Here is a 10,957-nt window from a genome sequence, read left to right on the forward strand (position 1 = left end):
CATACAAAATAGGGTATTTCGTACTTTTTTATTTTATATGAACAATAAAAGACAGGTCTATAAATATGCTTATACCATTTTAAATTTTTAGTATCGTTTGAACGGATAATACGTATTTTAATAAATTGAATGCACACGAAAATTTATCAAGTTGAAATTTAAATTAATTTAGTGCTATAATGCGAGGGATCAATTATCATATTTCTTCATCAATCTCATGTATTTTTAGTAAGAGTTTGTTAATCACAGCCTCTTAACGTACCGTTAGGGGTTTAACTCTTTTAAATAACTATTTTGCATTAATTATTTTCAGTATTTTAAAAAAACAAATGAATATTTCTAACAAAAGACTCCATTTTGATTAAATTTTTTCAGAATGGAGTCTTCTTAATAAATTGTACGATTGTGTATGCATTCTTTTTATTTAATATCAATTAATTCATCAAATTTTAATTGTGTATGTGTATTAAAAGCATCAAGACAATGAATCAATTTGTTTCCTGGATCTATAGAAGTCACTGTTATGTATTGGTGATGTAAATATCCCTTTCTGTAGTAAGAGAGGAATACCTCTTCATTGTATTCTAAGGATTGCTGTAAAGAGCGTTGGATTCTTTCTTTTGTATCATCAGTGAGTATTGGTCTATTAACTTTATTTTGGTCTTCTAGCATCCGATTTATTTTGTGATTTGAATTATAAGTCCGCCACAATTTGAACCATAATATTGCCCGAAAGCATAGTTTTTAGAGAACATCCTTGTAATATTTGAAGCATTACATTGCCATAAATCTTTTATTAACTCATAAACTTGCCTCAAAAAATAGTAGTAGGGGTAGTATCAGGAAAATGCGGATTTACAACGCTAAGCTCTTTTCCAAGACGATTCCCCCATTTTTAACAACGTTAAGAAAGTTGTAGTGGTCTTAAAGAATCTAATGAGATCACTTTCTCCGAATTAAAATGATATTCTCCTAGTAAATTAATATGTTCCCAGCCTAAAGGTGACATATGGTGCAATAAGTCTTCATTAAAACTACCTGTCTCTTTTTGATATTCAACTGCTTTTGTTAGATGTAGGGTATTCCAGATACTGATAGCATTGATAATTATGTTTAAAGCACTGGCTCTTTGCAATTGATGCTGTATGGTTCGTTCCCTAAGCTCTCCTTGTTTTCCGAAGAAAATAGCTCTTGCCAGTCCATTCATCGCTTCTCCTTTATTCAATCCTCTTTGTATTTTTCTTCTTAAAGTTTCATCCGATATGTAATTAAGAATAAAGATCGTTTTTTCTATTCTTCCCATTTCGCGTAAGGCTGTAGCTAAGACCTAATTTCCCCATATATAGAAAGCTGTCGGAAGAGAAACAATAATCGTTCCTTATTCCATTAAGGGCCATATAATGGAGTAAGGAATGATTAAGGAAGTTTATGATAAAATTAGATAGAGTTTGTAAAAAGTGTATTTAAACTAAGCACCCGATAATTGAATAAGATAGAATAAAACTCTAAGGCAAGGGATAGCCTTAGAGTTTTATTATTTTTGATGCTTCTTTTTTCCAGTAAGTGATTATTCTGGTTAACATGAAAAAATTGCTAGGTTTAACAAACTCTTAGCGATTTTTTATGTTTAAATCTTGTGTCTGTTGAAAGTTCTTTGAGTTAATTCAATAAAATCTTCCAATGGAGGAGTCATCCATTTATCCTTATGCCAAGCGATATGGGTGAAAATAGGAGGAATATTATTATCCCATTTTAATTCCACCATTCTCCCCATTTTAATATCTTTTTCAACAACCATTGTAGGTAATGCAGCAATTCCTAATCCTGCAATCACACATTGCTTTATGGCTTCGATACTACCAAATTCAAACTTATTTACTGGGTAGACTTTTGCTGAGTGACAAGACTTTTCTAAAAGAGTACGGTAGGAGCAACCACTTTCGGTTAATAGCAGTGTTTCATGCTCAATATCTTTAAGATAAACCTCTGACTTCGAAGCTAATGGATGGTTTGGAGCAGCCACCATCTTGATATCTTCTTGTATCAAAGGTTTTATCGTTAAAGCTTCTTCAGGTTTCGTTATATCCATAATGAAGGCAATATCAAGCATACCATTCATTAGTTGCTTTCTAGCTAACTCGTCGGAATGAGCTGGTTTAAATATTAACTTTACATTAGGGTATCGATCTTTAAATTCTTTTAATATGGTAGGTAACCTATAAGTACATTGACTTTCTTGTGCTCCGATGATAAGGGTGCCAGAAGGTTCTTTATTTCCACTGATGGCCATTTTTGCTTCTTCATTTAGTTTAATGATTTTTTCCGCATAGATTTTAAATTCTTTTCCTGCCTCGGTTAATGTTAGGCGTTTACCTAAGCGTTCAAATAAAGGTTTTTCTAGCTCTTCTTCTAATGCTTTAATTTGGGCTGTCACACTAGATTGAGCAAAGTTTAATATACTAGCTGTTTTGGTGAAATTAAGAGTTTCGGTAGCCGTCTTAAAAGTGATGAGTTGTTTAATATCCATATTCGTCTCCCTCCTAAATCGGAAATATCGATTGAACCAAACGGAATAATCTGTTTTACTGATTTATATGTGTAGTTTAAGCTATAAATCATAAACAGTCAAAAAAAAGGAGTGGAATAATTATGAGTATTGCAGTTATTTACGGAGGTACTCGCCCAAATGGAAATACAGAGACGTTAACTAAACGTTCTATTAAGGATCTCGAAGTAGATTCCATTTACTTAAGGGATTACAATATTAAACCAATAGATGATATGCGCCACACTGAAGACGGCTTTCAAGATGTTGGTGATGATTATAACTCCCTAATATATCGAATGGTGCACCACGATATTCTCATATTTTCGACACCGATTTATTGGTACAGTATGACAGGAACAATGAAGAACTTTATTGATCGATGGTCCCAAACGATGAGAGATCCTCAATATAAAGACTTTCGAAAAATCATGTCTAAGAAAAAGGCCTATGTAGTTGCAGTTGGGGGAGATTCTCCTTTTATAAAAGGATTACCATTAATTCAGCAATTCAACTACATCTTTGACTTTGTTGGTCTACCTTTTGAAGGATATATTATTGGGAAAGGAAATAAACCTGGAGATATATCCAAAGACCAGGAAGCTTTTTATGCAGCTGATCAATTACATGAAACATTAAACTTCTTATCGTCTTCCTCTTATACAAAAAAAGAAGAAAAAAGGGAAGTGTGAAAGGGGAGTAAAAAGTGCTAAAGACACAAATGAAATTCAACGTTTATTATATAGCTTATCTAACACTCGGGGTTATTTGGGGCACTAATTTTCTTTTTATGAAATGGGCCGCCGTTCATATTGATCCTTTACAAATTGTGTTTCTAAGAGTTTTAGCCGGTTTTATTCCTGTATTTCTTTATGCACTTATTAAACGTCAAATAAAGTTAAGTCATATAAAATATATACACCACTTTCTAATTATGTCTATCCTCGCAACTATCATTTACTATTATTGTTTTGCGAAAGGCACAGCATTGTTGAATTCTGGAATAGCTGGGGCTTTAAGTGGGTCCATACCGATTTTTTCTACAATCATGACCTTCTTTGTTTTAAAAGAAGAAAAGGTAACTGTTAAAAGAGTAGTCGGAGTTATTGTAGGATTAATTGGTGTGTTACTTATTGCGAGACCATGGGAAAACGGAGATACAGCTCTTGACGTTAAAGGTGTCATATATATGTTAATAGGGTCTCTCAGTGTTGGTGCCTCTTTTGTATATGCAAAAAAATATTTAACAAAAATCAATATTTCTCCCGCAGCTTTAACGAGTTACCAGGTGGCCATTGCAATCATTATACTTGGTCTCTTTGGGGATTTACAAAGTATAGAGAATATTCAATCAGACTCAGTTGCGTTGATTGGTGTATTAGTGGGACTAGGAGTTCTAGGAACAGGGCTAGCTTACATTCTTTATTATGTTCTCGTCAATAATTTAGGGGCAATAATAGCCTCCACAGTAACTTATATACCACCTGTAATATCCTTATTAATCGGCGCACTATTAGCAAACGAAATCATTTTGATAAGTGATTGGAGTGCCATGATCATCATTTTATTTGGAGTATATATAATGAACAAAAAGGAAGGATTTGATAGTGATTTGCTCCATAATCGGGAGCATTAGTTCAATTATCTATTGGCAGTAATTATTATCTTGATCTTCCAAAATAGGGCGCTTTAACGGAGCAACGAAAAAAGCCTAATTTCTCAATATAAATGTTGAGAAATTAGGCTTTTTAATAAGGGAATTTCCTTAACGTTGTAAATCCGCATTTTCCTGACGCTACCCCTAGTAGGGGTCACCATATCAAAAAAATTGTACGTTTAGACACAAACTAACCGGTTCCTTATACATTAAGGAACCGGCTATTGATTTTACAGCTTTTTTATGAAGTTTTTATCTTATAATGTTTTAAATGATTAATTTAAGTTTATAAACTTAAATCATAAATAAAAGATAGAGTGAAAACTATATAAGAAATAAATGTAACAAAAACAAGAAAACATATAAACCGAGCATTAGATACATATTGTGCTATTCTTTTTTTCATGTTAATTGGTTTTATTCTTTAAATGTGAAGTATCAATTTGAATCTTACCTTTCCAAGATCCAGCTACTTTTCCAATTTTATTTATATTTACATCTAATGTAAGGGGTTGTTTAAAAGCGTCTTTTTCTTCAGGATTTACAACAAATGTAACAACGCCTTCTGGTTTATCTTTATCACGAATGCCTGTTTCTAATTTTTTACCTGTTGCCATAAGTTCGAAAGGAAGATAATCATCTTTATCTTGTATAAAGGATATTAATGATCCATTTTTAAGTTCAGGTCGTTCCTCTTGTTGTCCATTGACCTTACCATCACTCTTAAGATCTACTCCAGCTGTATCAAATTCATATGGTACTAAACTTCCATCTGCTTTTTCCATTCTATAATGAACTGATATACGTGAATCCGCGATATATAATTCTTTGAAATGTACTGTAATACCCTGATCTGTAATTTTTTCATCAATAGGAATATATTTGCCATTCTTCATCGTATCTTGTGTGACACCATTTTCGTCTTGTATTCCTTCATTTACAACCTTATCATTTGTAATTGCATCAGAAAAATACGAGGCAACATTTGTAGCCGCCACTTGTACTTGTGGAATCATTGCTGTTGTAAATAGTCCTGCTGCAGCTACTGCTGTATAAATGAAACGTTTTGTTTTTTTATTCATGTTTGTAAAAATTCCCTTCTTTTGTTGTTTTTTATGATTTATATTAGAAACATTGTCTAGTTTTGAACGACTTTCAAATGTTTTCCATGCTTGTTCTACGTCAATTTTGATTTCTTGTGGTGAATGTGCAGATTCTTCATATAGCATTACATTCTCCCATTGGTTTAATTTACTGATTTCTACTAATAAATCTTGGCATGCTTCACATGTATCTAGGTGCTTTGTAAATTCTTTTCTTGTATCATGAGAAAGTTCTCCATCAATATATGTTTGAATAAATCCGATATCATAACATTTCATTTGTTATGCCTCCTCCATTTGTTTATAAATCTTGCGAAATTTCATTTTGGCTCGGACTAATAAAGTTCCAATAGAAGATATTTCAATTTGAAGTATTTCTGCAACTTCTTTATATTGAAAACCAGAGAATTTCATTAGTAAAAGGGTTCGTTCTCGCTCATTCATTTTATTTAGTATCGTTTGGACTTTTGTAATTTCTTCTTTTCTTATCCAATCATCGTCTAATGATGAGACATTTTGTACGTCATGGTATTGTATTTCCTTATCAATCTTCGCTTGATGCCTTTTTTCAGATCGCAAATGGTTATACGCTACATAAGTAGAAGATTTAATCAGCCATCCAGGTATGTTTTCGATTGCTTTCCAATCGCTACGATATAATTGTAAAAATACTTCTTGCGCTAACTCTTCAGCGATAGATTGATCTTTAACAATCCATATGATTTGTTTCACAGCGTAAGCATAGTACTGCTTAAATAAATCTTCAAAAGTCATGTCAGAAGCATGACTTTCTTCATTTTCTATTGTTAACATGTTAGTTAAAACCTCACTCTCAATTTGATGCCTGTATTATATAGAAACCAGAAAAACGGATTTTGTGACACTTTTTCCGTTTTTTTTTTATTATGTACTAAAAAAAGCATTCATCTAAGTAAAAGATGAATGCAAAAAGGAAAATGAAAACATAAAAACTACAACTTTTACTGTAGTTTTTATTAATGTACAAGAAAACAGTTAGTTTTTTGCCAAACCGTGTCTAAACGTACAATTTTTTTAAATATAGTGATCCCTTATAAGCTTAGCGCCACATCACAATCAAGTTAATATTCTATACTACCCCCAAAACAAAAAATTAGATTCCTTTATAACAATGGAGTTCATTTTTATCGTTTTTGGGGCAACTTGTTATTAAGTTGATTGTACATTTTATTTTTGGAACCATAACTTTGCCACAAACAAAAAGAACCATAACCTTGCCGTTTGGGCAAAGTTATGGTTCAAATCACACGCATGTAGAATTCATCATGTTTTTTTATCCGGTTGAACGTTACTTATAGGTAACGAGAGGTGATGGGGATGTTATTTATGCTAGATGAAATTATGCCACCAAGAGAGGCGTGTGATCGTTGGGGGATTATACAAGAAGCGCTGCTAATGAAATTGAAGCGAGGAAAAGATAATAAATTAATAGATGCATTGATTGAGAGTGGAAAAGTTAAATACTACAAGCCTGAAGGAAAACAACGTGGAGAATGGATTTTAACTGTAGAAGCTATGGATTTTCTCTTTCCTAAAAGGAAGGAAATAATTAAATGAATTATCCTAAAAAGTGTTAACAAAGTTATCACTTTTGAAGGGGATATTATAAATGGAAAAATACATTGTAAACTATCATACTGGTGTAACAGAAGAAGTTGAAGTAAATGATTTAAGTGAAGCGAAAAAAGTTGCTGAAGAAGGTATAGCTTACACGCAAGAAAAAATCACAATTGAAACTTTAGATGGCGAAGTCATAACAACCTCATATTGGTATGGAATATCCCCACAAGAGGATGATAATGTACTTGAAACGGTTGGTGGCGGCTTTTATCAAGTGTGGAGCGATGAACTGGGGGAGTAATTCCCCTTCTCGTTGGTTTAAAAGAATTTGCTGAGATACTAGGTTGGGATAAAGCACGTTTAAGCACAAAGTTTTCTCGACAACGAGATGGGAAGAAAGTAAGACCGTTATTACCTGAGCCAATCCAGATCCTTGCTTCTACACCTATTTGGACATTGAAAAGGAAAAAAATATAAAGCTATAATTGATGGTAGGTCTGCTGAATAAGCAGACCTTTTTTATATAAATTCTACATAAAATTTAGTATCGATGATTCCGAAAGCAACTTTACAGGGAAACGGATTTTTTCCTACTGAAGCAGCACGCATACAAGAAAGTACCCAATGTTCTAGTTCTAAAGGTAAGCGATATAATTGAATACTACCATCATTGTTTTTTACTGTTATAAGAGGCGCAGTTACCCTGGTTGTAGCAAAATCATCCGTTGTTATTATTGCTACAGCATCATTAGTGTGAAAACCAGCACCTAGAACTTCATAAATCATTCCATCTTTTTCATTAATAATCATCGGTATATTTAAATAGGGATAGTCATTTATATCGTTATGAATAATTGCTCCTGCTGCACTTTTTCTTATTTGAGCCTCTTGCATTATTTACACTCCTTTATAATGGTCTAAATGTGCTTAAGTAAATATATTCTATTTTGCATCTATTATATTATAAAATTGCAGTTTCATCTCGTTATAAAAAGCATCGGTACATATAACAGCACTATTTGGTGGATCAATATCAACAACAGTCATATAGCTAGAGAGCAAATAACCATCCTCATAATATGTAATGAGTATTTCTTCTTCAGATAATAAGGAACATAATAACATGTTCTCAATTAGTTCTTTTTCTTCATCTGTTAAGATCGGCCGAGTTACTTTATTTTTCTCCTTGATGATTTCACGTATCCCAGCAAACTGTTCAGGAATTGCTGCAAACGGAGTGAATTTCACCATTTTATCAAGACTTTTTTTCGATTATTGTAACGATATTAATGCCTCTATCGTTGTACACATATCTTCATACATAATTCTCTTTATAATAGATTTCTATATTTTAAAGTTTGTTAAGCAATTATTACATTTTGATACACCTGGAAAATTAAGATACATATGTAAGCATTTTTAATACACTGGGATTTTATATGCCAACTTAAGTACCTTTACAGTGGTGTTTAAATACAATGGTATGAGTAGTTACCGTTGTATTTAAGTGTTCAATAAATATCAGAATAACGAAGGGGTTTGGCTGATGAAGGACAATATTAAAGGATTAATTGAATATGGCGAACGTATTCCACATTTTCATAAAGATTTCCCCATAATTTTATTTTGGAGTCACAGAAGTGGTTGCACTTCTCTGGCTAATTGGTTTTTCTTCCAAATTGGGTTATATGAGGAAGCAATGAAATATGCACCGTTCATTCATTACTATGAATCTGAAATATACAAAAATAAAGTTGATTACTACACAAATTTAGAAATGCAACTCTTGGAACTAAGTAAGGATACCATAAAACTTGTGCGCAACCCTTATAAAAGAGCTGTAAGCTCATTTTTAATACTTTATGACAACCCTTACGCCTCGAAACAATGGGAACAGATTAGAGAATATTTTTATAATGATAAAAATGAATCGAAAGGAATTTCATTTAAACAATTTTTATATTATGTAAAAGAAAAAGGGGCTAAATCCATTCAGTTAGATCAACATTTTTCACAACAATATATTGAGGGAGAAGAAAAGGTCATCAAACAAAATATAAAACTAGAGAATTTTAATACAATAATTCCGCAGCTGGAGAAAGACTATGGATTACTTTCTTCTGATATATCACTCCTTACAAACTCCAATCACCATAGGGCACATCAAATGATTCATAAAGGAAACTATGCAGATGAGGATATTACAAACCCACACTTCCCTTCATTACCAACCTATCGAAGTTTTTATGATGAAGAAGCTCTAAATCTTGTTTCAGAAATATTTACTGACGATTTTGAAGCATATGGATATAAGAAGAATGAAATTAATTTTTAACTAATATACCTATCACCCCACTATGTATAGGGTCTCTTTAAAAACTATAACCACTATGAAAAGCCAGCGGTATGGAAGGGGAATTATAATGAGCATTTCTATTATAATGATGGGTTTCATCATAGGGGGATTGGTTGGAGTAACAGGGATAGGCGGGGCCGCATTACTGACTCCATTTCTTCTAACATTAGGTATAAGTCCTTCTGTAGCTGTTGGAACGGATCTAGTATATAATTCTATCACTAAAATGTTTGGAATATCCCAACACTGGAAACAGAAAACCATCAATTTTAAACTAGTAAAATATCTAGCTATTGGAAGTTTGCCTAGTGCAATTATCGCAGTAATAATAATTCATTTCTTGCCAATTTTTCATGATAATCGAGAGGGAATTATAAAATATATATTAGGATATGTTTTAATCATTGCGGCAATTTCTATTTTTATAAAAACATTTTTCTATAATGAATCTACACAAAGTTTTTTTCAAAAACAGACTATGGTCAAAAAAAAGAATCTAACAATTCTTATCGGTGCAATACTCGGTTTTATCGTGGGACTTACTTCCGTTGGATCAGGCTCTTTATTTGCTATTGCAATGATATATTTATATCAACTGAAACCATCCGAATTAGTAGGCACAGATATTACACATGCTTTTTTATTAGTGACGGTTGCAAGCATACTAAATATGAATTTAGGAAACGTAGATTATCTTTTATTAATTCACTTACTCATTGGTTCTATCCCAGGTGTCATACTTGGTAGTAAATTCTCCACTAAGATTCCTGTTAAACCTCTTCAAATATTTTTAGCTATCATTATTGGTGTTAGTGGACTAAAGTTAGTTATCGCTTATTAAAAATATTTCATGTTTTGCTATATAAGAATGGAGGTTCAAAATGGATCATATAGAACTATATAATTTTATATACAAGCAAGGGCGTGTCCCTCATTTTCATAAAGATTTTCCCCTCATCTTGTTTTGGAGCCAAAAAAGCGGATGTACTTCGCTAGCCCACTGGTTTTTTTATCAAATTAATTTATTTAAAGAAGCGATAAAGTACAACCCGTTCATTCACAACTATGAGTATGAAGTATATAAGAACTCTACACATTATTTAGCACAATTAGCTAGTGGATTACAAACTAAAGAGAAGAAGACGTACAAACTAGTAAGAAATCCTTATAGAAGGGCAGTAAGTTCTTTTGTTGCTCTGGTCCCACCACCAAATATTGAGAATCCCGTATGGAAACCCATTCGGCAATTTCTGTATGGTGATGAAACTTGCAATAAACCCATTTCCTTTAAACTATTTTTGTATTACTTAAAAGCACACATGACAAAATTAGATCAAGTAGATCCTCACTTTACACAACAATATATACAAGGAGAAGAAGAATTTGTTACAAACTATATCCATCTAGAAAATTTTAACACAGGTATTTCGAAGCTAGAAGAGGTATATAAATTAAAAAAATCACCATTATATCTATTATCAAAATCATGGCATTATCAAGGGAGTAAGATGATTTACAAAGGAGTTTATGCAGACGCTGATATTACAACCCCTGTTTTTCCACGATTACCTACTTATGATAGTTTTTATGACGCAGAAACAATTCAGTTGGTTCAAGAGGTATTTGCAAAAGATTTTAATATGTATCATTATGATTTAAATTCTATTTCTTAAAATAAAAATGTTCAAAGCCTGCTT

The 10,957-nt window shown here is 32.3% G+C and carries 13 protein-coding genes and 1 pseudogene; 7 read left to right on the forward strand and 7 right to left on the reverse strand.

Annotation, left to right across the window (positions count from 1 at the left end):
- Positions 1-420: 420 nt before the first annotated feature.
- The 3 genes and pseudogenes from QCI79_RS31930 to QCI79_RS31940 all read right to left on the reverse strand — a co-directional run bounded on the left by QCI79_RS31930 (position 421) and on the right by QCI79_RS31940 (position 2,527).
- Positions 421-672 (reverse strand): YolD-like family protein, encoded by a 252-nt coding sequence (locus QCI79_RS31930; RefSeq protein WP_000888766.1) that lies wholly within the window; start codon positions 670-672, stop codon positions 421-423.
- Positions 673-904: 232 nt separating this feature from the next.
- A pseudogene (locus tag QCI79_RS31935) lies at positions 905-1,324 on the reverse strand (Tn3 family transposase); the annotation flags it as partial.
- Between the two features lie 303 nt (positions 1,325-1,627).
- Entirely contained in the window at positions 1,628-2,527 is a 900-nt protein-coding gene (locus QCI79_RS31940; RefSeq protein WP_000351941.1) for a LysR family transcriptional regulator, read from the reverse strand.
- Between the two features lie 122 nt (positions 2,528-2,649).
- Between QCI79_RS31940 and QCI79_RS31945 the strand changes: the two genes are divergently transcribed.
- Both QCI79_RS31945 and QCI79_RS31950 read left to right on the forward strand, forming a co-directional pair.
- Positions 2,650-3,237, forward strand: coding sequence for a flavodoxin family protein (locus tag QCI79_RS31945; RefSeq protein ID WP_000020440.1), 588 nt, complete (start codon positions 2,650-2,652; stop codon positions 3,235-3,237).
- Between the two features lie 14 nt (positions 3,238-3,251).
- Positions 3,252-4,181, forward strand: a complete 930-nt coding sequence (locus QCI79_RS31950) for a DMT family transporter (RefSeq protein ID WP_000921229.1) — start codon at positions 3,252-3,254, stop codon at positions 4,179-4,181.
- Between the two features lie 428 nt (positions 4,182-4,609).
- Here the strand turns inward: QCI79_RS31950 and QCI79_RS31955 are convergent, their stop codons facing one another.
- Both QCI79_RS31955 and QCI79_RS31960 read right to left on the reverse strand, forming a co-directional pair.
- Positions 4,610-5,584 (reverse strand): DUF4179 domain-containing protein, encoded by a 975-nt coding sequence (locus tag QCI79_RS31955; protein ID WP_000650425.1) that lies wholly within the window; start codon positions 5,582-5,584, stop codon positions 4,610-4,612.
- Between the two features lie 3 nt (positions 5,585-5,587).
- Positions 5,588-6,118: an RNA polymerase sigma factor SigX gene (locus QCI79_RS31960; protein WP_000955500.1), complete on the reverse strand. Its 531-nt coding sequence runs from the start codon at positions 6,116-6,118 to the stop codon at positions 5,588-5,590.
- A 543-nt stretch (positions 6,119-6,661) separates the two neighbouring features.
- Here QCI79_RS31960 and QCI79_RS31965 point away from each other — a divergent pair.
- Complete coding sequence (locus QCI79_RS31965) at positions 6,662-6,901, forward strand: helix-turn-helix domain-containing protein (protein WP_000898260.1); 240 nt, start codon at positions 6,662-6,664, stop codon at positions 6,899-6,901.
- Positions 6,902-6,953: 52 nt separating this feature from the next.
- Positions 6,954-7,205: a hypothetical protein gene (locus tag QCI79_RS31970; RefSeq protein ID WP_000417392.1), complete on the forward strand. Its 252-nt coding sequence runs from the start codon at positions 6,954-6,956 to the stop codon at positions 7,203-7,205.
- Positions 7,206-7,423: 218 nt separating this feature from the next.
- Here the strand turns inward: QCI79_RS31970 and QCI79_RS31975 are convergent, their stop codons facing one another.
- Together QCI79_RS31975 and QCI79_RS31980 are read right to left on the reverse strand one after the other, a co-directional pair.
- Positions 7,424-7,798, reverse strand: coding sequence for a hypothetical protein (locus tag QCI79_RS31975; protein ID WP_001154608.1), 375 nt, complete (start codon positions 7,796-7,798; stop codon positions 7,424-7,426).
- A 48-nt stretch (positions 7,799-7,846) separates the two neighbouring features.
- Complete coding sequence (locus QCI79_RS31980) at positions 7,847-8,155, reverse strand: YolD-like family protein (RefSeq protein ID WP_000238290.1); 309 nt, start codon at positions 8,153-8,155, stop codon at positions 7,847-7,849.
- 295 nt (positions 8,156-8,450) lie between these two features.
- Here QCI79_RS31980 and QCI79_RS31985 point away from each other — a divergent pair, with 295 nt between their 5' ends.
- From QCI79_RS31985 to QCI79_RS31995, 3 genes are all read left to right on the forward strand, one after another.
- On the forward strand, positions 8,451-9,239 hold the full coding sequence (locus QCI79_RS31985; RefSeq protein ID WP_023901125.1) for a sulfotransferase family 2 domain-containing protein: 789 nt from the start codon (positions 8,451-8,453) through the stop codon (positions 9,237-9,239).
- 88 nt (positions 9,240-9,327) lie between these two features.
- Complete coding sequence (locus tag QCI79_RS31990; RefSeq protein ID WP_021727857.1) at positions 9,328-10,101, forward strand: sulfite exporter TauE/SafE family protein; 774 nt, start codon at positions 9,328-9,330, stop codon at positions 10,099-10,101.
- Between the two features lie 40 nt (positions 10,102-10,141).
- Positions 10,142-10,933 carry a sulfotransferase family 2 domain-containing protein gene (locus QCI79_RS31995; RefSeq protein ID WP_023901124.1) on the forward strand — a complete coding sequence of 264 codons (792 nt, stop codon included), beginning with the start codon at positions 10,142-10,144 and terminating at the stop codon, positions 10,931-10,933.
- Positions 10,934-10,957: the final 24 nt, after the last annotated feature.

The organism is Bacillus cereus group sp. MG1, assembly GCF_040460035.1.
GTDB lineage: Bacteria > Bacillota > Bacilli > Bacillales > Bacillaceae_G > Bacillus_A > Bacillus_A cereus.

Bases quoted from the DNA above. Each gene is read 5' to 3' on its own strand.
- QCI79_RS31930 (WP_000888766.1), bottom strand. From the start codon at position 672: ATGCTAGAAGACCAAAATAAAGTTAATAGACCAATACTCACTGATGAT.
- QCI79_RS31940 (WP_000351941.1), bottom strand. From the start codon at position 2,527: ATGGATATTAAACAACTCATCACTTTTAAGACGGCTACCGAAACTCTT.
- QCI79_RS31945 (WP_000020440.1), top strand. From the start codon at position 2,650: ATGAGTATTGCAGTTATTTACGGAGGTACTCGCCCAAATGGAAATACA.
- QCI79_RS31955 (WP_000650425.1), bottom strand. From the start codon at position 5,584: ATGAAATGTTATGATATCGGATTTATTCAAACATATATTGATGGAGAA.
- QCI79_RS31960 (WP_000955500.1), bottom strand. From the start codon at position 6,118: ATGTTAACAATAGAAAATGAAGAAAGTCATGCTTCTGACATGACTTTT.
- QCI79_RS31965 (WP_000898260.1), top strand. From the start codon at position 6,662: ATGTTATTTATGCTAGATGAAATTATGCCACCAAGAGAGGCGTGTGAT.
- QCI79_RS31970 (WP_000417392.1), top strand. From the start codon at position 6,954: ATGGAAAAATACATTGTAAACTATCATACTGGTGTAACAGAAGAAGTT.
- QCI79_RS31975 (WP_001154608.1), bottom strand. From the start codon at position 7,798: ATGCAAGAGGCTCAAATAAGAAAAAGTGCAGCAGGAGCAATTATTCAT.
- QCI79_RS31980 (WP_000238290.1), bottom strand. From the start codon at position 8,155: ATGGTGAAATTCACTCCGTTTGCAGCAATTCCTGAACAGTTTGCTGGG.
- QCI79_RS31985 (WP_023901125.1), top strand. From the start codon at position 8,451: ATGAAGGACAATATTAAAGGATTAATTGAATATGGCGAACGTATTCCA.
- QCI79_RS31990 (WP_021727857.1), top strand. From the start codon at position 9,328: ATGAGCATTTCTATTATAATGATGGGTTTCATCATAGGGGGATTGGTT.
- QCI79_RS31995 (WP_023901124.1), top strand. From the start codon at position 10,142: ATGGATCATATAGAACTATATAATTTTATATACAAGCAAGGGCGTGTC.